The following is a 20427-nucleotide window of genomic DNA, read 5'->3' on the forward strand; positions in this document are numbered from 1 at the left end:
GCAATTGTCATCTTCTGCTCATTATGAGTCCGAAGCCGGACGAGAATGGACCTCTATATCCCGACACTCACCAGCTCGCTCCACCCACTCTGACTCATAGGTGACATCGCACGGATACTCGGTGTCGTAAGCTCCAGGACAAATTTCCCGTTCAGTGTGGGTGCCGGTGACAATCTCGCACATAGGAGTGGACGTAAAGAGATAGATCCCCACCAGCAAGGTGAGGACTACCGCGCAGACCCCCAGCACGGTCTTTAGCTGATCATTGGCCATCGCTTGTGCTCCTGTTTCGCGGGCCGTTTCCTTGCTGGCTGCATTGGAGCGCTGGTGGCGGTGCGTATAGTCATTACGTGGCTCGTCAGTTCGCGGGCGCTGTGTATGTTGACGGCTGGCCCGAGGCGGTTGGCGTGGTTCCTTTCTCTCGGTCGTGGCCGACGAAGGCGGCACGGTGTTGTCGTCCGGGCTTGACTCGTCTGTGAGCAGGACTTCTCGTGCACGCAGGATCCGTTGGAACGCGGCGCTGGCCGTGGCCTGCTCGGTGGCATCGCCGCTGAACCGATCGGGGTGTAGCAGTCGTAGCTGTGCTCGTGCCGCCGTCTGGATTTCGTCCCGGCTCGCGGAAGGGGAGACACCCAACACTGCCGCCGCCTCGGTGCGATTCATTGACGCCCCCACCTTCACCTCCCTACCTCCGCCTGCTGGTGCTGTATACGGCACCTGTAGGAATACGTGCACACCATTACGAAGTCCGGTTGCCGTACCAGCTCCCCAAGCGCCGATCTCTAGTTTGAATTCTCCGTGCTGAGCCACAGCCGGAGACCGAGTCGCCGGAACCGATCCGGGTCCGCGCAGATGGTAAGCCAGTTGCGCCGACCGAATTGCAGTGTCGTCTCCTGCTCGCCGTGGCGCTTGCCAAGTGCACCACAAATGGCACCCAATTCGGATGGAAAGGCCACAATGCCGGACACACGGAACCCCTCGAAGATGACAAGCGCGTACCAATCGACTCCGGGCACTGATCGAACGACGTGTTCGTTGACCCACGCTGCTTGACCATTGGTGGCTGTATTTAGGAGGCACTTCGCCTGAACTCGTGCGCCATCCAGCAGCTCAATGTCCCAGTGCGCCTGCACAGGGTTGTCTGCCAGCCGCCCACCCATCCAGGCCGCAACGAGGTGTTCCGCGAATTCCGTGAGTGGATCACGATTCGACATGCGGGGCCCGAGCATCCGCAAGAGGCGTTCCCGCGCCGCCCGGTACGTCTCCAACTCGCTCAGCAAGGTGGTGAGCCGTTGCTCGTCGCTATTCATCGGCACGACCGAGGCAACACGCTCATCGTTGAAGCGCGTAGAATGCGCGGGTGTCTTCGAAACTCAAGGTTTCCTCGATGCGGATGGTGGCGCCGTCGAGTTGGTTGGAGGGTGCGGAGATGCAGACGTTGCCGCGGACTTTGCCGTCGGGGAACGTTTCGCCGGTGTCGTCGAGCGGCTTCGGGATGACCCCGCAGTGGTCGTCCATCGAGGTGCCGCCGAAGGTATTGCCCTTGTTGCCGACGATAGCCCAACTGAAGTCCGTCCACGCGGTGCCAGACTCCTTGCCCTGGTAGGTGGCTTTCACGGCGAACATGACGAACTGACGACCCTTGACGGGTTTCTCGTTAAACGGATTTTCGTTGAGTACCTTCTTGGTGGCGTCGAGTGTGACGTCAGTGACGGCGAGCGTCCAGTCACCCATCTCGATCCTGGTGCCCAGCGTCAACGGATTATCTCGCGTGCCCAACGCAGCGTCACCGTCGTCAGCTTGCTGCCCGGTATCCCCGGGAGCCACCTGATTCTCGTCAACGGTGGTTGCGCCGGAGCCAGACGCAGGCCCCGTGCCACAGCCGGTGAACAGCGCGAGTGCCGCCGCAGGGGCGACAAGAAGTGTCGGGTACCGCATCGAGGGGGTTCCTCCTTCATCCACGGCCACGTAGTCAGCTTGGTGCCGCTGCAGGTTTCACAGCCCCTTGTTGGCCGCACCCACAACAGACGGGAATCGCTCCTAGCGAGCCCCTTGACTGCACCGTCGGTCATATAGCGTGCGTCGTTACGCAGAGCGGCTGACGGAAGCATCACCGGTGCGTGGTCGAACTAACCGGCAAGGCCGCTCGTCGCGTCCACAGGGCTCACCACTTCGAGCGGTTCAGTTCCCTCGAGTTGTAGACACGACCGTTATGCTTTGAGCTTGGCTCGCTCGGCCGGAGTCGCTGTCGAAGCCCGTTCCCGCCGCTTGATGTGTCACCTAATCGCTCACGGCCTGCTCATTCAGAGCCACGCCCACCATCCACTCAATCTTCCGGTCGGCCCACGCATCAATGCGTATCTGCCCTCAATCGGAGCGTGTCGCGACTGAAGAAAGTTGAGCAAACCTTCAGGAGTGGTCACCTTGTAAGGTCCAACGTTAGTTAAAGTGGATCAGACATGTGGTAGCGACCGTAGCAGGAACGTCATCGAAGCCTTACGCTACGTAATATCACGGATCATGTGGGCTACAGACGCGAACAACCCCGCAAAACATTCCCCGCGATCATCGTGGCCCGCTAGTCGATCGTGAACACGTCAGCATCTCGATTACTCGCTCCACCTGAGTCAGCTCCGGCAGCACATTAACGGCCCCTGCACCACGCAGTACTTCGGCGTCGCTCTTGCCGGTTGCGACCGCGACGACCCGCACGCCTGCCACCAGCGCGGCTTTCACGTCGTTGACGGTGTCGCCAATGAGCACCGTGTGATCGTTGTCGAACGTTGTTCCGGTGTGCTCTTTGGCTCGGCGTTGTGCGATGGCCACTAGCTCGGCCCGGTCGGTGTGGTCGTCGCCGTAGGCGCTGCTCTCCAGGTCGAGATAACGATCAAGCCCGAACACCTCTACCTTGATCCGAGCGACCTCCCGGAGGTTCCCGGTCAGCACGCCCTGGTGGACGTGTGGGATCGCCGCGAGCGTCTGCAGCGCTTCGGCCGCACCAGGGAGTGCCCGCCCGGTGGTCGCCAGTTCGTCGCGGGCGTCCTCGTGACCCTGCACAAGCGCTGCCGCCAGTCGCTGCACCGCCGTGTCGGTTGGCTCGATCCCGTTGACCCGCAGCGATTCGCTCATGATGTCCAGCTCAGTCCGACCGGCGATCTGCGCCAGCTTTTCCAGCGATCGGCCAGTCGCGGCGGGAAAAGCCCGGTCGTAGATCGCGCGACCGACACCCCTGGTTTCGATCAAGGTGTGGTCGATGTCCCACAGCACCAGGGTGGGCGCGTCGGGATCAGTTGGTTGCGGCGTCACCATTCTTACAAGTTTGCCAGTTGTCACGCTGCGTGCGGATCGCGATACGATCTGTCCTGGTCAGCTCCCTCAGTGGGAAGGGACATCGAGCACAGTGGCGAACGAACAGCTGGCACGCATCGTCGGCGAACGGGTGCGCTTCTACCGCGCCACCGCTCGCAAGACCAAGACCGTGGTAGCTGGTCTGGCCGGGATCACGCCCGACTACCTGTATCAAATCGAACGCGGCCAGAAGCTGCCAACGCTGACCGTGCTTGCCCAGTTAGCCGACATCCTCCGGGTTGAACTCAGTGCCTTGCTGGGTCACCAGCCCATGCCAGGACCCTCACGCAGCAGCAGCGCCCACGGCGACGTGCTGTACCGCGCCCTAACCGATCCGACATCGCACTCTCGCGAGGTGTCGCCGCTGCCGACGCTGCGGCACGAAGTGCTGAACGCTTGGCGCACCTGGCAAACCTCACCACACCGATACAGCGAAGTAGTGCAGCGCCTACCGAGGCTTGTCGCGGCCGTCAACACAGCAACGCGAGCGGCGCAACCCGCCGACCAACAGGCATCACACCGCATCGCGGCCGATCTCTACGGCCTGCTCCGCACCGTGACCAAGCGGGTTGGCCGTGGCGACCTGTCGCTGCTCGCCGCTGACCGCGCTGTCCGTGCCGCCGAAGCTGCCGACGACCCGCTGCGGATGGCAGGGGCGACATGGAACCTGACGCAAGTGCTACTCGCAGACGGCCAAACAGAAGGCGCGGAAGCCACCGCCATGCACGCCGTCGAACAGTTGCAGCCAGGTGTCACGGACGGCAACCCTGACGCACTCGCCCTCTCCGGTGCACTCCACCTGGTAGCAGCGATTGCCGCCGCCCGCCGCGGCGACACGTGGACAGCTCGCGACCGCCTCCGCACCACCGTTCCCTGGGCAGAGCACACTGGTGAACGCAACACCTGCTGGACAGCGTTCGGCCCGACGAATGTCGCGATGTACGCCGTCAGTGTCGAAGTCGAAGCTGGTGAAGGATTACGACTGGCAGAGCGCATTGACTACGAACACTCACCCTCCATTGAACGGCGCGTCGCCTTCCTGCTGGACCAAGCCAAGGGGCACCAGCAACGCCGTGACTACGGCAGTGCCTTAACGCTCCTCAGCGCCGCCGAACGGGAAGCACCCGAAGACGTCCGCTACCGCCCAGCTGCGCATGCCGTCTTGCGCACGGTTGCCGAACGCGGTCACCGATCCATCTCGCGTGAAGCCGCCCGGCTCGCCGACCGCGTCGGACTGCCGCTCTGACGCAATCCGAACTCACAGATCACCCGAACTGACAGTTCGGGTTACTGCTGGGTAATCGGCATACGGTCCCATTCCAGGCACTCAGCGCCGGGTGATCCAGTCCTGATCGCCCCGCACGCGACCCTCCCGCATAGGTCCGCCCCCGGCGTGCGTCTTGCTGCGACAGCTGTCCCCGGCGCTGAGTGCCACCCCACGGAAGGTTGCACATCCCCGGATGAGACGGAGACCGAGACCCAATGCCCACCCAGCTCACCACCGAGCGACACCCCCTCCCCGTGCCGCGCGCCTGGTATCGCGGCCGCAATGCCCTGGCACCACGGACTGAGCCCCGTGTGCCGGAACCGGCCCAGCTGTACTACCTGACCGCGTGGGCGTTCCTGCGTCACGTGCCAGCCGTGGAGCCGGACCGCGAGCAGCGGTGCGGCTGTTGCGCGCAGCGGTGGCCCTGCCCGCAGGTGCGCCTGGCCTTCCGGCTGCGGGAAGGGTTCTAGCCGTGACTGTGGGCGAAGGTTTGCCCACCGAGCCACAGTCGGACGCCCTGGAACCCGATACCCGAGCGCTGCTCTCAGCACTGGCGGCCATCAACGGCAAAGTGCCGGACGTCGCGCTGGCACTGCTAGAAGGCCGGATCACGCCGCAGCGGCAGCGGGAGTTCGCCGAGCTGCTGCTGGAGTTGGCCGAGCTGCTGCGCACACACGCCAACAACGGCGAAACCACCGATACATAGCTACCTACCCAGGCAGGATGGCCATGAATGCCCCGAAACCTGATCTGATTCGGTCCCGCACCGAGTCCGTGAGAGCGCCCGTGAACCGGCCCGGTTTCGCACAGCGGTGAGCGAGCATGATCGTGCATCACTGGACCGGTCGAGAGGCCAGCGCGCTGCGGCACGCAATGCGGATGAGCGTGCGTGCGTGGGCCGATCATCTCGGAGTATCGGTGCGCGCGATTTCCCGCTGGGAAGAGTTGGGCGCTGCCCGGGTCCCCAGGCCTCACATGCAGGCGGCTCTCGATCTCGTGCTAGCGCGGGCGGACTCCGGTACCCAAGAGCGCTTTCACGCACGACTCCACAAGATCGCCGCACGCGCAAGCTGCTCCGCCTGCGAACGCTCCAGCAGCGTGAATATCAGGGGCTCCCACCGGGTGTAGGCGGTCCGGCGCAAGCTGGATACGGATGGGCACGACAACGACCACGACAGCCCTATGAACTGCGCTTTCAGTGGTGGGCGCAGCAGGGTTCGAACCTGCGACCCCTTGCTTGTAAGGCAAGTGCTCTTCCGCTGAGCTATGCGCCCGATGGTGCCCGCCGCGACGACGGGCACCGCATTACATCATGCCGCAGCGTCACCGACGGCCGCCGCATGCCACTACCGGCATCATGCCGTGCCGTCAGGACAGCCCGGCAATCGCCTTCTTCCACGCCTCCTGGTCCCGTGCCTCACCGGGCTGGTTGACCTCGGCGTAGCGGACGATGCCGTCGGTGTCGATCAGGAAGGTGCCGCGCACGGCGAGGCCCGCCTTGTCGTTGAACACCCCGTACGCCTGCGCGACCTCACCGTGCGGCCAGAAGTCCGACAGCAGCGGGAACTGGTAGCCCTGCTGGTCGGCCCACGCCTTGAGCGAGAACGGGGTGTCCACCGAGACGCCGAGCACCTGCACGCCGCTGCCGACGTAGTCGTCGAACTCGTCGCGGAGCTGGCACAGCTCGCCTTGGCAGATCCCGCTGAACGCGAACGGGTAGAACACCAGCAGCACCGGCTTGTCGCCGCGGAAGTCCGACAGCGTGACGGGCTGCTTGTTGTAGTCGTTGAGCGTGAAGTCAGGTGCCTGCGAGCCAACCTCGACCGCCATCGGCGACATCCTCTCGATCCTTCGGGTGTACTGCTGCCGATCACACCCTAGCGGCCTCGAAAGACGCTCAACGCTTCGCCTTTTTCGGCGACACCAGCCGGGAACCCATCCAGGCCTCCCCGACGCTGACGTTCGAGGTCTGCGACAGGCCCACCGTGGGCACCGCCTCAGCGAGCTCAGCGGGCTCGACGTGGCCTGGGCGACCCGTCTTGGGCGTCAGCACCCAGATAGCGCCGTCCTCGTCGAGCGACACCCGCGCGTCGACGAGCGCGTCCCCGAGGTCACCGTCGCCGTCGCGCCACCACAGCAGCACGACGTCCACCACTTCCTGGGCTTCCTCGTCGAGTAGCTCCTCGCCCGTGAGCTCCTCTATCGCGGCTCGAACATCGTCGTCGACGTCCTCATCCCAGCCGATTTCCTGGACTACCATGTCCGGCTTGATGCCGAGCCTTTCGGCGACGCTGCCCGCAGCGTCTCCAGAGGCGACCACGACCGCTGTTCCTCCATTCTCGCGCGCGCTGCTTTTCAGCGCGTCGGTGATACATCTTCATGCGCTAGCGAACACGGCAACGGCGTCACATGCAAGCGGCAACGCCCGACTTGACTCCTTACACGATCAAGTCAACACGAATGACCTGAGGTCGCACGGAGTGAGACACACTCCTCGTACTGGCTAGTAACAGTGACGTGGCCTACGAAACACGCCAGGATGACTAGGTAACCCGCGCGCGCGTGCCCGAACCGCGACAAGGCAGAGCGCGGAGGACAATAGAACTGTATGACCACGATCACAGCTAACCCAGGCTAGGAGATCCCTTGCCCCAGCACAGCTCGAACGGCGACGGCGCCCCGGCTGGTCACGCCAGCCCGTCGCGCGTGCACGTCATTCGCGACGGCCTCGCCGCCCACCTGCCCGACATCGACACCGAGGAGACCTCGGAGTGGCTCGACTCGTTCGACGAGGCACTCGCACGGGGCGGTCAGCAGCGCGCCCGCTACCTGATGCTGCGTCTGCTGGAACGGGCCAGGGAGCGCAACGTCGGCGTGCCGCCGTTGACCGAGACCGACTACGTCAACACCATCCCCACCGAGAACGAACCCTGGTTCCCCGGTGACGAGGAGATCGAGCGCCGCTACCGCGCCTTCATCCGGTGGAACGCGGCGATCATGGTGCACCGGGCACAGCGGCCCGGCGTCGGCGTCGGCGGGCACATCTCCACCTACGCCTCGTCCGCCGCGCTCTACGAGGTGGGCTTCAACCACTTCTTCCGTGGCAAGGACCACTCCGGCGGCGGCGACCAGATCTTCATCCAGGGCCACGCCTCCCCCGGCATCTACGCCCGCGCCTACCTCGAGGGCAGGCTCACCGAGTCCCAGCTCGACGGCTTCCGGCAGGAGTATTCGCATGCCGGTGAGGGCGGCGGGCTGCCGTCGTACCCGCACCCGAGGCTGATGCCGGACTTCTGGGAATACCCGACGGTGTCGATGGGCATCGGCCCGATGAACGCGATCTTCCAGGCGCGGTTCAATCGCTACCAGCACGCGCGCGGCATCGTCGACACCTCGGACCAGCACGTCTGGGCGTTCCTCGGCGACGGCGAGATGGACGAGCCGGAGTCGCGCGGCCTGATCCACATCGCCGCCGGTGAGGGCCTCGACAACCTCACCTTCGTGATCAACTGCAACCTGCAGCGCCTCGACGGCCCCGTCAGGGGCAACGGCAAGATCATCCAGGAGCTGGAGGCCTATTTCCGGGGCGCTGGCTGGAACGTCATCAAGGTGATCTGGGGCCGCGAGTGGGACTCGCTGCTGCACGCCGACCGCGACGGCGCGCTGATCAACTTGATGAACACCACGCCGGACGGCGACTTCCAGACGTACAAGGCCAACGACGGCGCCTACGTGCGCGAGCACTTCTTCGGCCGCGACCCGCGCGCCAAGGACCTCGTCGCGGACCTCTCCGACGCCGACATCTGGAACCTCAAGCGCGGCGGCCACGACTACCGCAAGGTTTACGCCGCGTACAAGGCCGCGCTCGAGCACCACGGCCAGCCGACGGTCATCCTGGCGCACACCATCAAGGGCTATGGCCTCGGCGCGTCGTTCGAGGGCCGCAACGCCACCCACCAGATGAAGAAGCTCACCCTCGACGACCTCAAGCTGTTCCGCGACGCCCAGCGCATCCCGATCAGCGACGAGCAGCTCGAGGCCGACCCGAAGCTGCCGCCGTACTACCACCCCGGCGAGAACTCCCGCGAGATCGAGTACATGATGGGCCGCCGCAAGACGCTCGGCGGGTTCTTGCCTGAGCGGCGCACCCAGTCGAAGCCGCTGGTGCTGCCCGGCGACAAGGTCTACGAGTCCATCAGCAAGGGCTCCGGCAAGCAGGAGGTCGCCACGACGATGGCGTTCGTCCGGCTGGTGCGCGAGCTAGCCAAGGACGAGGGCGTCGGCAGCCGGCTGGTGCCGATCATCCCGGACGAGGCCCGCACGTTCGGCCTCGACTCGATGTTCCCGACGGCCAAGATCTACAACCCGCACGGCCAGACCTACACCTCGGTCGACGCCCAGCTCATGCTGGCCTACAAGGAAAGCGAGCAGGGCCAGCTGCTGCACGAGGGCATCAACGAGGCTGGTTCGGTCGCGTCGTTCACCGCTGCGGGGACGTCGTACGCCACGCAGGGCGAGCCGATGATCCCGATCTACATCTTCTACTCGATGTTCGGGTTCCAGCGCACCGGCGACAGCTTCTACGCCGCCGCCGACCAGATGGCGCGCGGGTTCGTCATCGGCGCCACGGCGGGCCGCACCACGCTCACGGGTGAGGGCTTGCAACACGCCGACGGGCACTCGCTGCTGCTCGCGGTGACCAACCCGGCGGTGGTCGCCTACGACGCGGCGTGGTCGTACGAGATCGCGCACATCGTCCGGGACGGGTTGCGCCGGATGTACGGCGACGATCCGGAGAACATCTTCTACTACCTGACGGTCTACAACGAGCCGTACCAGCAACCCGCCGAGCCGGAGAACCTCGACGTCGACGGGCTGCTGCGCGGGCTGTACCGGTACCAGCAGGCACCGGAAGGCACGGGCCCGAAGGCGCAGATCCTGGTCTCCGGTGTGACGATGCCGGACGCGCTGCGAGCGCAGGAGATGCTGGCGGACGAGTGGGGTGTACGCGCCGACGTCTGGTCGGCCACGTCCTGGTCGGAGCTGCGTCGCGACGCGGTCGCGGTGGACAGGCACAACCTGCTGCACCCTGATGACGAGCCGAGGTCGCCGTTCGTGACCGAGAAGCTGCTCGACACCGAGGGCCCGATCGTGGCGGTCTCGGACTGGATGCGGGCGGTGCCGGATCAGATCCGGCCGTGGGTGCCCGGCGACATGGTCAGCCTCGGCACCGACGGGTTCGGCTTCTCCGATACCCGGCCCGCCGCGCGGCGGTACTTCTTGGTCGACGCGCAGTCGATCGTGGTCGGCACGCTGGCCGCGCTCGCTCGCAAGGGCCAGGTGGAACAGTCCGTGGTGTCGCGGGCATCGCAGGCCTACCAGCTGCACGACATCGCGGCGGCGGGACCACAGCTGTCGGAGTCCGGCGACGCGTAAGGGCGACGTGCGACAAGGGCCCTTCCGGCCGCACCGCGGAACCGGAAGGGCCCTTACTCTTATCGGGTGAGTTGACAGCCCGCCAATAGCTGTTGGCCGTTGTTCAACAGTACGGTCATGGTCCATGGCGGAACGGCGGGAGACATCATGAAACCACCCGTGCCACGCAGGACCTTCCTTCGCACCGCAGCGGCGACGGGTGCCGCCGTAGCCGCGTGGAGTATCGGCGCACCCGCGTCCGGGTCCGTTCGCCGGTCTCCTGGACGTAGCGTCGCGATATTCGGTGCTGGGGTCGCCGGGCTGACCGCCGCCCACGAGCTGGCCGAGCGGGGCTTCGACGTCATCGTGTACGAGCGCACGTCGCTGGGTGGCAAAGCACGCAGCATCCCCGTGCCTGAGTCCGCCACTGGCGACCGCAGGCCCCTGCCTGGTGAGCACGGGTTCCGGTTCTTCCCCGGCTTCTACCACGATCTCGGCGACACGATGCGCCGCATCCCGTTCCCCGGCAACGACAAGGGTTGCTGGGAGAACCTGACCAGGGCCACGACGTATCTCGGCGCGCGGGCCGATGGCCGGGCGGATCTGACGATCCCGTTCCCTGAGCCGTTCCCGCCGCAGCCCCAGCCGTACACGCCGGAGTCATTCCTGGAGACCATGCGCGCGGGAGCCGAGACTGCGTTCCGGCTGCCGCCACAGGAGGCGGCGTTCTTCGCGCAGAAGGCGCTCGTGTACGCGACCAGTTGTGACGAGCGGCGACTCGGCCAGTGGGACCGGCTGCCGTGGAGCGACTTCATCCGGGCAGAGCGGATGTCAGACGAGTATCGGGCGTTCCTGGCCGACGGCATGATCCGCAACCTCGCGGCGATGAAGTCCGCCGATGCCAGCACGCACTCGATCGGCCTTGTCGGCGAGACGACGGCGTGGAGCGCGATGGGCAGGGGCAACGAAGAGAACGCCTCCGTCGACCGGGTTCTCGATGGGGAAACGAGCGAACGATGGCTGGACCCGTGGATCGAGCACCTGCGCGGGCTCGGTGTGCGGTTCGAGGTCGGCTGGACACTGGACGGCCTCCAGCTCGACCGCGGCCGGATCACCTCGGCGACGATAAGCGGGCAGGATGGCAGTACCACGGCGGTGCACGCGGACTGGTTCGTCTCGGCGATCCCCGTCGAGCGATTCACCCAGCTGCTGACGCCCGATCTGCTCGCGGCGGACCCGAGCCTTGCCAGCATCCGCGATCTGCGCACCGACTGGATGAACGGCTTGATGTTCTACCTCAAGCAGCCGGTGCCGATCACCCCTGGCCACGTCAACTACGTCGACTCAGGGTGGGCGATCACGTCAATCAGCCAGGCGCAGTTCTGGCGCCGGGACTTCGCCACCTACGGTGACGGCACGGTGTCCGACTGTCTGTCGACGATCCTGTCCGACTGGACCTCCCCTGGCATGTTCACCACGAAGGCGGCCAAGGACTGCGTGCCAGAGGAGATCGCCGATGAGGTCTGGGCGGAGATCAAGGCCCATCTCAACGACACCGGCAACGAGGTGCTGACCGACGACATGCTGCACTCCTGGTTCCTCGACCCCGCGATCATCGACTCCGGCACACCGGGTGTCCGCAATGCCGAACCGCTGTTCATCCAGTCGCCTGGTTCGTGGGCAGACCGCCCGGAATCGGGCACTGGTGTCGACAACCTGTTCCTGGCAGGTGACTGGGTCCGCACTGATATCAACGTCACGACGATGGAAGGCGCGAACAAGGGCGGGCGGCAGGCCGTCAACGCACTGCTGGACGCTGCGGGTGCCGACGCGGAGAAATGCCAAGTCACGCCGCTGTTCCGGCCACCAGAGTTCGAACCGGCCAAGCAGTGGGACCGCCAGTTGTATCGGATGGGCCTGCCCAACCAGTTCGACGTCCTCGATCCCCGCTTTCCCTGAGGCAGCAGCGGGCTGGCCTGACGCCCTGCCAAGCGCACGACAAGGGCCCTTCCGGCCGCACTGAGAAACCGGAAGGGCCCTTGCTGCTCAGCCGAGCTTACTGCTTCGGCATGAGCACGCTGTCGATGATGTAGACAGTCGCGTTGGCGGTCTGAACGTTGCCGCAGGCGACGCTCGCGCTGCCGTTGACCGTGAATTCCTCGCCACTGCCCGAGGTCTCCACCGTGCCGCCCTGCAGGGTCTCGAACTCACCCGAGGACAGGTCCTCCGGGGTGACCTCCTCGCCGACCACGTGGTAGGTCAGCACCGAGGTCAGGGTCTCCTTGTCGGAGAGCACCGCGTTGAGGTCCTCCTCCGGGATCTTGCCGAAGGCGTCGTTGGTCGGCGCGAACACGGTGATGTTCTCGGCCGAGTTCAGCGTGTCGACCAGACCTGCCTTCTTCACCGCGGTGACCAGGGTGGACAGCACCGGGTTGTTGGACGCGGCCGTGGCGACCGGGTCCTGAGCCATGCCATCGAAGCTGCCAGCGCCATCCTCCGGCACGGCCGAGCATGCCTCGCCGAACTCACCGCTCGTGCTGGCCGAGGCCGCGGTGTCGTTGCCGCCCGCGTTCTCGCTGCCGCTGCTGGCGGCCTCTTCGCCCTGCGAACAGCCGGCGAGCAACAGACCCGATGCGGCGATACCCGCGATGACACCCGCGAACCGATTCATTTTCCTCGACATCTCTGCGTTTTCCTTTCCTACGAACCCGACGAGCCTTCGTGCGGGTGCTATGGGGTGACGGTCACGGCAACGGAATGCCAACCGGATGCGCCGTCGGGAAACGGCGGCGTGCGATTGGGCGTCTGGAGGTCCCCATTGCCGTCGGCGGCTCTGACCTCGAACCGGCGGGTGCCGGGCCGAGCGCTGAAGGTCGTGCGCCACTGCCGCCAGGTGTCGGCGCTGACCTGTTCGGACAGTTCAGCGTCCTGCCATGGACCTCCGTCCATGCGGACCTGAACCGCACTGATGCCGCGATGCTGAGCCCAGGCAACACCGGCGACTGTGACTTCGCCTTGGCTCACCCGTTCGAACGGTCGCGGCACGTCGACACGCGAGGCGGTCTTGACCACCCCGCGCGGATCCCAGTCCCGTTGGGTCCAGTACGCCTGGACCTGATCGAACCGGGTCGCGGTGAGCTCGACGACCCACTTGGTCGCCGAGGTGTAGCCGTAGAAACCCGGGACGATCATGCGAGCGGGAAAACCATGGTTGATAGGCAGCGGCTCGCCGTTCATGCCGACCGCGAGCAGCGCGTCCCTGCTGTCGAGCACCGCCTCCATTGGGGTGCCGATGGTCATGCCGTCCTCGGAACGGCTGAGCAGCTGGTCTGACGAGCTGGACACGCCCGCATCGCGAAGCAGGTCGCCGAGCGGGACGCCGAGCCAGCGCGCCGTGCCGACGTAGGGGCCGCCGACCTGGTTGGACACGCACGACAGCGTCAGGTCGCGCTCGGTCAGCCCCCGGTCGAGCAGTTCGGCGTAGGTCAGCTCGATCGGCCGCGTCACGTCACCGCCGATGCGCAGCGTCCACTCCTCCGCGGGGATGGACGGCAGCGACAGCACGGTGTCGACGCGGTAGAAGTCCTTGTTCGGTGTGAAGTACGGGCTGATGCCCGGCACCTTCGTGCGGTACCCGGCTGGCAGCTCGGGCGCGGGGTCGGCCGGTGTGGGCAGCCGGATGGCGGCGCGGGACTCCGCGACGTCTTGTCGGACGGCTTGCAGCAACCTGCCCGCGGTGGCGGCGACGGCGGCACCCGCGACGCTGGCCACGCTCGCGATGAGCAGGCCACGGCGAGAAGGCTTGACACTGGACGTCTCGTCGGTCTCCACCGGTGCGGCGGTGCCGGAGGCCGGGTCAGCGTCGGGCGCCGGGTCGGGCGCCGCATCGGTTGCCGCGGGCGCGGGCTCCTCGCCCCTCCGCCACACGCGGACGAGCAGGTACAGCACGCCGAGCGCGGTCAGCCCCGCCAGCGCGGACGGGATGCCGTCGGTGAGTTCCGAACTGGCGCGAGTCAACGCGGCGAGCACGCCCAGGACGCCGAAGACCAGGAAGATGACCGCGCCGATGCCGAACCGCGTCCTGGCCAGAACGCCGCCGAACGCCGACAGGATCACCAGCGCCGCGAGCACTCCGGAGATCAGCACCAGCTTGTCCGCGGTGCCGAAGGTGCGGATCGCGAATTCCTTCACCGGAGTCGGCGCGAGGTCGATGGCAGCCGAACCGACCGAGAGCACCGGCGACGTCGCTGGTCCGGTGCCGGCGGCTGCCAGCTCACCGATCGCGAGGCCGCAGCCAGCGGCGATGATGCCCACGATGGCACCGATCAGGATGCGGCCACCGCGGCGCGTTCCGCGCTTCCGGTCGTTGATGTTCATGCCCTGCATTCGGCGCGATGATCACGTCGGATTGGTCGTGCTGGCACTTCACTCGAACGCGTGATCACCTGCGTGCCGCCGAGACAACGAGCAGGATGACCGCGCTGGACAGGTGCAGCACGTTGTCCGCGCCGTTCAACGCGAGCGGGTTCATTCCGGCGTCAAGCAGGAACAACCCAAGCACCCCGAGCGCGCCGAAGCAGGCGCCGACGACGCCGTTGACCAGCATCGCGTGCCGCAGCCCTCGGTAGGCGGCGAGGCCGAGCGCCGTGCCCAGCACGAGGTGCAGCACGTTGTGCAGCGGGTTCAGCTGGAAAATCAGCAGGTGAACGCCCTCAGCCGCCGCGAAGCCCGTCGTCGCGGTCAGCGTCAACCCGGCGATACCGATGAGGACGTAGCAGGCTCCGACGACCGCGCCCGCGACCCGGTTGGACGAGATCGCGCGGACGTGAACGTGCGAGTCCATACTGGTCTCCTGGCTAATCCTGGTGCGTTGCCGTACTGGCCGGTCTGCTGACCGCAACGGTCATTCGGTGCGGGCACCGCGATGGACTGGTCACGGCGACAAGCTGGGCAGCCCACCAATCCGGAACGCCCGAGCCTCCGAATACCGTTTGGTAGCTGCCCGCGATGAGGAGATGCGATGCACGGTGCGAGAGCTGAGCGCGCGCGTTCCGGCAAACCGGACCTGCGTGCCGTAGCCCAGTCAGGTCATCAGGACCTGATGAGCAGGGTGGCCCGAGGGGACGAGCAGGCCTTCGCCGAGCTGTACGACTTGCTCGCCGATCGGATCTACGGGCTCGTGCTCAGGGTCATGCGCGACCCAGCCCAGTCGGAGGAGGTCACCCAGGAGGTCTTCATCGACCTGTGGCGGACGGCGTCCAGATTCCACTCGGAGCGAGGCAGCGTGACGTCCTGGGCGATGACCATCGCACATCGCAGAGCCGTTGACCGGGTGCGCTCGGCGCAGTCGACCGTCGACAGGGAAGCGAGAATGGCGGCAGGCCAGCAGGACACCCCGTTCGACAGCGTCTCGGACGAGGTCGCGAGCAGGTTCGAGCAACGTCAGGTGCGTAACTGCCTTGACACGCTCACCGAGCTGCAGCGGGAGTCCGTTGGCCTCGCCTACTACCAGGGCTACACCTACGGCGAGGTCGCAACACTGCTCGACACCCCGCTAGGAACGGTCAAGACACGTCTCCGCGACGGCCTGATCCGGCTGCGCGACTGCTTGGGGGTGAGCAAATGAACGCCGACATCCACACCTTGACCGGCGCGTACGCGTTGCACGCGCTGTCGGAGGCCGAACGCGTGGAGTTCGAGGACCACCTCGCCCAATGCCCGGCATGCGCCAAGGAAGTCGCTGAGATGCAGGAGACGGCGGCGCGGCTCGGCTCGGCCGTCGCGACACAGCCGCCAGAGTCGCTGAAACAGGACGTCATGGCCGGTATCAGGCGGGTGCGGCAACTCCCACCCGACGAGGGTCCGATCATCCCGCTCCGGGGCAGGAAGTGGCCGCTGCGCGTGACGTCGATGGCGGCAGCGGCGGCGGCGATCGCCGCGATCGTGCTCGGTTCGCAGGTCATCCGGCTGGACGACGAGGCGAGCCGCGCTGAGGAGCAACTCGCGGAAGTGAGCTCCCGGTACGAGACCGTCGCCGACATGATCGCGGCACAGAACACCAAGATCATGGCAGCGAAGTCGGGCGACATGCGAGCCACCGTCGTGGTCTCCCGGCAGCACGGCAAGGTTGCTTTCCTGCCGAAGGACGTGCCTGCTCCCGGCGAGGAAAAGACGTATCAGCTGTGGCTGATCGGACCGGACGGCGCGCACTCCGCCGGACTGCTGCCCGACCAGGACACACCGGTCATCGCAGACACGATCGAGGGAGCCAACGTGCTCGGCGTGACCATCGAACCGGAAGGCGGCTCCGAGCAGCCCACCACCGACCCGGTCATGACGATGGCACTCGGCTGACGCCGGAGGAGGTCGTGAAGGGCGTCCTCCTCCACCGGAGCGAGGGCGCCCGTTCTTTGCCTGCTCTTTATTGAGCCTTCGCACGCCCCTTATACCGCTGCGGCTCTAACTCATGTTTTCTGAGAGACTTTGTCGCATGCGGGTCTCAGCGAAGTCGGACTATGCCCTGCGCGCCTTGATCGAACTGGCGCGGCGACCGGAGGGCGAGGCGGTCAACGCCGAGGAGATCGGCCGTTCGCAGAACGTCCCGCATGGCTTCCTGCAGGCGATCCTCGCCGACCTGCGGCGGGCAGGGGTCGTGGTCAGCCAGCGCGGCCAGGCCGGCGGCTGGCGGATGGCCCGCGACCCGGCGACCGTCACGGTCGCGGACGTCATCAGGGCGGTGGACGGGCCGCTGGTCAGCATCTATGGCCTGCGACCGGAAGGCGTCACCTACAACGAGTCGGCCGCGTCGCTGCAGCACGTCTGGATCGCCGCACGCAGCAGCCTGCGCGAGGTCTTCGAACAGGTCAGCATCGCCGACCTCGCCGCGAAGCGGCTGCCGGACCGCGTCATGGTCCGCACAACGGACGAAGACGCCTGGCAACCGCGCTGAAGGGCTCGGCCGGAGCGAACCTTGAGGCGTTGTGGCTGCTATAGCGACCAGAACGCCTCAAGATCCACTCACGAGGCAGGCTTGACCATCGAGAACTGCCAGTCGTCCAGATAGGACGACCGGAAGCCAGCCTCGCTGTAGGCGAGGTAGAACTCCCACATCCTGCGGAACGTCTCGTCGAATCCGCCGCAGCGGATCTCCTCCCAGTTCGCCAGGAAACGTTCCCGCCACAGCCGCAGGGTGTGGGCGTAGTCGAAACCGAGTGTGCGGCGCTCGGTGATACGCAGCCCAGTGTTGTCCGCTACGGCTTCCTCGATGGCACGCACCGATGGCAGCATCCCGCCAGGAAAGACGTACTTGTGAATCCACGTGTACGACTCGCTGGTGGCCAGCATCCGGTCGTGCGGCATGGTGATCACCTGCAGCCCGATCCTGCCGCCCGGCCGCAGCAATCGGTCCACCGACGCGAAGAACGTCGGCCAGTACTCCAGCCCGACGGCCTCAAGCATCTCCACACTCACGATCGCGTCGTAGCTGCCGCTGACCTCCCGGTAGTCGCACAGCGACACCGTCGCGCGGTCGGACATGCCTGCCGCCGCGATCCTGCGCTCCGCAAGCTCGCGCTGTTCGGCCGAGATCGTCACCGACGTCACCCGCGCGCCACGCTGCGCGGCGCGGATCGCCAGCGCGCCCCAGCCGGTGCCGATCTCAAGCACCTCGCTGCCCTCGCGGACGCCCGCGTAGTCAAGGATGCCGTCGATTTTGCGCAACTGCGCGTCGTACAAGCTCTCGTTCTGATGCCCGAACCACGCGGCCGAGTACGTCATGGTCTCGTCGAGGAACGCCGCGAACAGGTCATTGGACAGGTCGTAGTGGCGGCCGATGTTGCTGCGCGCCCCGGAGAGGTCGTTGCGCTCGGCCTCCGGCTGGCGCCGGTCCACCCAGCGCCGCAGCCGTTGCAGCTTCGGCGGTACGAGGGTGGCCATCCGCGCCGCGAACGGCGTCAGCACCTCGGCAAGCTCATCGGAGGTCCAGTCGCCAGCCATGTAGGACTCGCCAAAGCCGATCTTCGCGTCGACGCCGAGCCGGTGGTAGAAGTCAACAGGCCGCACCAGCCGCATCGTGGGCGCGTCCAGTCCCCCGGCACCCAGATGGGAACCGTCCGGCAGCAGCACCCGCACCGGCAGGGACCGCACCGCCTGCCGGAACAGCATTTCCGCCAGCCAGGCGCGCGGCGCGGACCGGGGAACGGTCACGATCTCCGGCCACACCGTAGCCCTGTCGATGGTCATGTCGCTGGTCATGTCGCTTTCTCCTCGTTGGTCGCGGCACGGGGAACAATCGGCAGGCCACGCAGCCAGAGCGCGATGCCGCGCAGGCGGATGGCCACAGAAACAACCAAGGGGGCAACGGGGTAGCGCAGCAGCAGCCGGAGGAACTGCCGCCACGTCGCGGGCAGTCGATTGCCTCGCATGACGGCGGTGAGCACCCTGCCGTCGACCTGATCCAGCGCGACGGTGACATGCAACCGCTCGCCTGGTTCCGGCACGTGCAGCCGGTAGGTCCCGTCGACGGTGACGAACGGCGAGACGTAGAACGTCTTCTCGGCGGTGTCGTCGCCGCCCGCGTCCGGATAGAGCAGGTAGCGGTGCCTGCCGCCGTAAGTGTTGTGCACCTCGGCGACGACGCAGGCCAGCTCGCCGCTGTCGCGGTAGCACCAGAACACGCTGATCGGGTTGAACACGTGGCCGAGCACGCGGGCCGACGCCAGCATCAGCACCCGGCCGCCGCGCAGGTCGACACCCTGCTCATCGAGCCAGCGGTCCAGGTTCTCGCGGATCGTCGCGCCCCGTCCATCTCCGTGGTCGGCGGCATGGAACCGGGCGAACGGCGCGAGCGGTCGGGGCAACCTCGGCAGCGCGTCGATGTCGACCAGCCAGAGGTAGAACCGGTGGCGGAACGCTGTGACGCGCGGCTGTCGCCGGGCGTGCACCACCGTCGTCTCGTACAGCGCGGGCGCCGTCACGTCCAAGCCACCCCGAACGCCTCGGCGGCGGCGACCCCGGACGCGCAGCCGTCCTCGTGGAAGCCCCAGCCGTGGTACGCCCCGGCATAGGTCGTCGTGGTGGTGGTCAGCGACGGCAGATCCGCCTGCGCCGCGACCGAGTCAGGGGTATAGATCGGGTGCTCGTAGGTCATCCGCGCGAGAACACTGTCTTCGTCGATCCGCCGGTTCGCGAGATCGGTGGCGTTGAGGGTGACCACGTGCGGGTCGCTGGTGGGCAGACTCATCAGCCGGTTGAGGTCGTAGCTGATCAGCACCTTCTCCGGGGTGACATGGCAACCGGGTTTGCGGTAGTTCCATGACGCGCGCGCCTTGGCGGCGTCCGGCAGCACGCTGTCGTCGGCGTGCAGCCAGGTCTCGTTGACCGAGTAGCCGAACGCGCCGAGCACCCGGCGTTCATCCGTGCTGGGGTCGCCGAGGAGACCGAGTGCCTGATCGGCGTGGGTGGCGATGACGACCTTGTCGACGTCGTGGGCCTCCCCCGCGTCGTCTCGCACCGTCGCGCCGCCGGAGTGGCGAGTCACCGCACGCACCGGGGTCGACGTCCGCACGGCGGTGAGGTTCTTGGCCGCACGCTCGACGTAGGTGCGCGATCCGCCAGTGACGGTGCGCCACGTCGGCGAGCCGGTCACCGAGAGCATTCCGTGGTGGTCGAGGAAGGCGAACAGGTAGCGGGCCGGGTAGTCCAGGCAGGTGCGCAGATCCGCCGACCACACCGCCGAGATCAGCGGCAGCAGCAGGTGATCGGTGAAGTAACGGGAGTAGCCGCCCGCGCGCAGGAATGCGCCGAGCGTGGTGGCGCCGCCGTCCTTGGCGAGCAGATCGCGCGCGGCGCGATGGAATCGGGGCAGCTCGGCAAGCATCCGCAGGTAGGCGGGCCGGAGTAGCGCCCGTGGCTGCGCGACGACGCCGTCGATGCCCCGTCCGCCCGCGAACTCGAGGCCGCAACCGTCGCACCGCACGCTCATCGACATCTCGGAGTCCTGGGTGGCGACGCCAAGCTCCGCGAACAGCCGCAGCAGGTTCGGATAGGTGCGCTCGTTGTGCACGATGAATCCGCTGTCGACGCCGAGCTGTGCGCCCTCCGATGTGGTGACATCGTGGGTGTGAGCGTGACCGCCGAGCCGGTCGTCCGCTTCGAACAGCAACACGTCGTAGCGACGCTGGAGCAGGTAGGCGGCGGTCAGTCCTGACACACCCGCTCCGATCACGGCGACTCGCTGGCGACTCATCGGTGTCCTCTCGCTCGTCCTGTCACTCATCAGGCGTCACATCAGATTCGGCGCAGGCACCCGGCCGGATGGGTCGAGATCAGACCGTTCGCCAATCCGCCGGCCTCTCATCTCCGAACCAGCGGTAAGCAGCAGGACCGAGGAAGGGGTA

Annotated in this window: 20 protein-coding genes and 1 tRNA gene; 8 read left to right on the forward strand and 13 right to left on the reverse strand. The window is 66.5% G+C overall.

All coding sequences use genetic code 11. The features are described 5' to 3' along the window. Positions 1–21: 21 nt before the first annotated feature. The 4 genes from AMYHA_RS26585 to AMYHA_RS19020 form a co-directional block, all read right to left on the reverse strand. Positions 22–663: a J domain-containing protein gene (locus AMYHA_RS26585; RefSeq protein ID WP_084037370.1), complete on the reverse strand. Its 642-nt coding sequence runs from the start codon at positions 661–663 to the stop codon at positions 22–24. 119 nt (positions 664–782) lie between these two features. After that, positions 783–1310, reverse strand: a complete 528-nt coding sequence (locus AMYHA_RS19010) for a hypothetical protein (RefSeq protein WP_034273171.1) — start codon at positions 1308–1310, stop codon at positions 783–785. 22 nt (positions 1311–1332) lie between these two features. After that, a complete protein-coding gene (locus tag AMYHA_RS28010; protein ID WP_051400090.1) occupies positions 1333–1938 on the reverse strand; it encodes a hypothetical protein in 606 nt (201 codons plus the stop codon). A gap of 627 nt (positions 1939–2565) precedes the next feature. Next, complete coding sequence (locus AMYHA_RS19020) at positions 2566–3309, reverse strand: HAD family hydrolase (protein WP_034273175.1); 744 nt, start codon at positions 3307–3309, stop codon at positions 2566–2568. Positions 3310–3400: 91 nt separating this feature from the next. Between AMYHA_RS19020 and AMYHA_RS19025 the strand changes: the two genes are divergently transcribed. The 3 genes from AMYHA_RS19025 (at position 3401) to AMYHA_RS19030 (ending at position 5321) form a co-directional block, all read left to right on the forward strand. Further along, the gene (locus tag AMYHA_RS19025; protein ID WP_051400091.1) at positions 3401–4594 is read left to right on the forward strand and encodes a helix-turn-helix domain-containing protein; all 1194 of its coding nucleotides are present in this window, start codon (positions 3401–3403) and stop codon (positions 4592–4594) included. A gap of 332 nt (positions 4595–4926) precedes the next feature. Further along, positions 4927–5085 carry a hypothetical protein gene (locus tag AMYHA_RS27180; RefSeq protein WP_157362252.1) on the forward strand — a complete coding sequence of 53 codons (159 nt, stop codon included), beginning with the start codon at positions 4927–4929 and terminating at the stop codon, positions 5083–5085. 2 nt (positions 5086–5087) lie between these two features. Further along, positions 5088–5321, forward strand: coding sequence for a hypothetical protein (locus AMYHA_RS19030; RefSeq protein WP_034273178.1), 234 nt, complete (start codon positions 5088–5090; stop codon positions 5319–5321). A 493-nt stretch (positions 5322–5814) separates the two neighbouring features. Here AMYHA_RS19030 and AMYHA_RS19035 read toward each other — a convergent pair. The 3 genes from AMYHA_RS19035 to AMYHA_RS19045 all read right to left on the reverse strand — a co-directional run bounded on the left by AMYHA_RS19035 (position 5815) and on the right by AMYHA_RS19045 (position 6935). After that, positions 5815–5889 (reverse strand) — tRNA-Val (locus AMYHA_RS19035). 94 nt (positions 5890–5983) lie between these two features. Beyond that, positions 5984–6445 carry a peroxiredoxin gene (locus AMYHA_RS19040; RefSeq protein WP_034277963.1) on the reverse strand — a complete coding sequence of 154 codons (462 nt, stop codon included), beginning with the start codon at positions 6443–6445 and terminating at the stop codon, positions 5984–5986. Positions 6446–6512: 67 nt separating this feature from the next. Further along, positions 6513–6935 (reverse strand): DUF3052 domain-containing protein, encoded by a 423-nt coding sequence (locus AMYHA_RS19045; protein WP_034273181.1) that lies wholly within the window; start codon positions 6933–6935, stop codon positions 6513–6515. Between the two features lie 326 nt (positions 6936–7261). Between AMYHA_RS19045 and aceE the strand changes: the two genes are divergently transcribed. Continuing rightward, positions 7262–10051, forward strand: coding sequence for a pyruvate dehydrogenase (acetyl-transferring), homodimeric type (gene aceE / locus AMYHA_RS19050; protein ID WP_034273184.1), 2790 nt, complete (start codon positions 7262–7264; stop codon positions 10049–10051). Between the two features lie 147 nt (positions 10052–10198). Next, entirely contained in the window at positions 10199–11989 is a 1791-nt protein-coding gene (locus AMYHA_RS19055; RefSeq protein WP_034273186.1) for a hydroxysqualene dehydroxylase, read from the forward strand. A 97-nt stretch (positions 11990–12086) separates the two neighbouring features. Here the strand turns inward: AMYHA_RS19055 and AMYHA_RS19060 are convergent, their stop codons facing one another. The 3 genes from AMYHA_RS19060 to AMYHA_RS19070 are packed head-to-tail and all read right to left on the reverse strand — an operon-like array spanning position 12087 to position 14873. Beyond that, positions 12087–12713 (reverse strand): fasciclin domain-containing protein, encoded by a 627-nt coding sequence (locus tag AMYHA_RS19060; RefSeq protein ID WP_034273188.1) that lies wholly within the window; start codon positions 12711–12713, stop codon positions 12087–12089. Between the two features lie 47 nt (positions 12714–12760). Continuing rightward, positions 12761–14416: a molybdopterin-dependent oxidoreductase gene (locus AMYHA_RS19065; RefSeq protein ID WP_084037371.1), complete on the reverse strand. Its 1656-nt coding sequence runs from the start codon at positions 14414–14416 to the stop codon at positions 12761–12763. A gap of 55 nt (positions 14417–14471) precedes the next feature. Continuing rightward, entirely contained in the window at positions 14472–14873 is a 402-nt protein-coding gene (locus AMYHA_RS19070; RefSeq protein ID WP_034273190.1) for a DUF4383 domain-containing protein, read from the reverse strand. 177 nt (positions 14874–15050) lie between these two features. Here AMYHA_RS19070 and sigK point away from each other — a divergent pair, with 177 nt between their 5' ends. The 3 genes from sigK (at position 15051) to AMYHA_RS19085 (ending at position 16979) form a co-directional block, all read left to right on the forward strand. Beyond that, positions 15051–15656: an ECF RNA polymerase sigma factor SigK gene (gene sigK / locus AMYHA_RS19075; RefSeq protein ID WP_084037372.1), complete on the forward strand. Its 606-nt coding sequence runs from the start codon at positions 15051–15053 to the stop codon at positions 15654–15656. Next, positions 15653–16384 carry an anti-sigma factor gene (locus tag AMYHA_RS19080; RefSeq protein ID WP_034273192.1) on the forward strand — a complete coding sequence of 244 codons (732 nt, stop codon included), beginning with the start codon at positions 15653–15655 and terminating at the stop codon, positions 16382–16384. Before sigK ends, AMYHA_RS19080 begins: the two co-directional genes overlap by 4 nt. A gap of 136 nt (positions 16385–16520) precedes the next feature. Next, a complete protein-coding gene (locus AMYHA_RS19085) occupies positions 16521–16979 on the forward strand; it encodes an RrF2 family transcriptional regulator (RefSeq protein ID WP_034273194.1) in 459 nt (152 codons plus the stop codon). 68 nt (positions 16980–17047) lie between these two features. Here AMYHA_RS19085 and AMYHA_RS19090 read toward each other — a convergent pair whose 3' ends face one another. The 3 genes from AMYHA_RS19090 to AMYHA_RS19100 are packed head-to-tail and all read right to left on the reverse strand — an operon-like array spanning position 17048 to position 20276. Continuing rightward, complete coding sequence (locus AMYHA_RS19090; RefSeq protein WP_034273197.1) at positions 17048–18283, reverse strand: SAM-dependent methyltransferase; 1236 nt, start codon at positions 18281–18283, stop codon at positions 17048–17050. Further along, positions 18280–19005 (reverse strand): DUF1365 domain-containing protein, encoded by a 726-nt coding sequence (locus tag AMYHA_RS19095; RefSeq protein WP_034273199.1) that lies wholly within the window; start codon positions 19003–19005, stop codon positions 18280–18282. Before AMYHA_RS19095 ends, AMYHA_RS19090 begins: the two co-directional genes overlap by 4 nt. Further along, positions 19002–20276, reverse strand: a complete 1275-nt coding sequence (locus AMYHA_RS19100) for an NAD(P)/FAD-dependent oxidoreductase (RefSeq protein ID WP_034273202.1) — start codon at positions 20274–20276, stop codon at positions 19002–19004. Before AMYHA_RS19100 ends, AMYHA_RS19095 begins: the two co-directional genes overlap by 4 nt. Positions 20277–20427: the final 151 nt, after the last annotated feature.

The sequence above is a fragment of the Haloechinothrix halophila YIM 93223 genome, assembly GCF_000504245.1.
In the GTDB taxonomy this organism is placed as follows: domain Bacteria; phylum Actinomycetota; class Actinomycetes; order Mycobacteriales; family Pseudonocardiaceae; genus Haloechinothrix_A; species Haloechinothrix_A halophila.

Excerpts from the sequence above, each read along its gene's own strand:
- AMYHA_RS19100 (WP_034273202.1), bottom strand. The coding sequence starts at position 20,276 with ATGAGTCGCCAGCGAGTCGCCGTGATCGGAGCGGGTGTGTCAGGACTG.
- AMYHA_RS19020 (WP_034273175.1), bottom strand. The coding sequence starts at position 3,309 with ATGGTGACGCCGCAACCAACTGATCCCGACGCGCCCACCCTGGTGCTG.
- AMYHA_RS19080 (WP_034273192.1), top strand. The coding sequence starts at position 15,653 with ATGAACGCCGACATCCACACCTTGACCGGCGCGTACGCGTTGCACGCG.
- AMYHA_RS19090 (WP_034273197.1), bottom strand. The coding sequence starts at position 18,283 with ATGACCAGCGACATGACCATCGACAGGGCTACGGTGTGGCCGGAGATC.
- AMYHA_RS19070 (WP_034273190.1), bottom strand. The coding sequence starts at position 14,873 with ATGGACTCGCACGTTCACGTCCGCGCGATCTCGTCCAACCGGGTCGCG.
- AMYHA_RS19085 (WP_034273194.1), top strand. The coding sequence starts at position 16,521 with ATGCGGGTCTCAGCGAAGTCGGACTATGCCCTGCGCGCCTTGATCGAA.
- sigK (WP_084037372.1), top strand. The coding sequence starts at position 15,051 with ATGCACGGTGCGAGAGCTGAGCGCGCGCGTTCCGGCAAACCGGACCTG.
- AMYHA_RS19060 (WP_034273188.1), bottom strand. The coding sequence starts at position 12,713 with ATGTCGAGGAAAATGAATCGGTTCGCGGGTGTCATCGCGGGTATCGCC.
- AMYHA_RS19010 (WP_034273171.1), bottom strand. The coding sequence starts at position 1,310 with ATGAATAGCGACGAGCAACGGCTCACCACCTTGCTGAGCGAGTTGGAG.
- AMYHA_RS19040 (WP_034277963.1), bottom strand. The coding sequence starts at position 6,445 with ATGGCGGTCGAGGTTGGCTCGCAGGCACCTGACTTCACGCTCAACGAC.
- AMYHA_RS28010 (WP_051400090.1), bottom strand. The coding sequence starts at position 1,938 with ATGCGGTACCCGACACTTCTTGTCGCCCCTGCGGCGGCACTCGCGCTG.
- AMYHA_RS26585 (WP_084037370.1), bottom strand. The coding sequence starts at position 663 with ATGAATCGCACCGAGGCGGCGGCAGTGTTGGGTGTCTCCCCTTCCGCG.
- AMYHA_RS19065 (WP_084037371.1), bottom strand. The coding sequence starts at position 14,416 with ATGCAGGGCATGAACATCAACGACCGGAAGCGCGGAACGCGCCGCGGT.
- AMYHA_RS19055 (WP_034273186.1), top strand. The coding sequence starts at position 10,199 with ATGAAACCACCCGTGCCACGCAGGACCTTCCTTCGCACCGCAGCGGCG.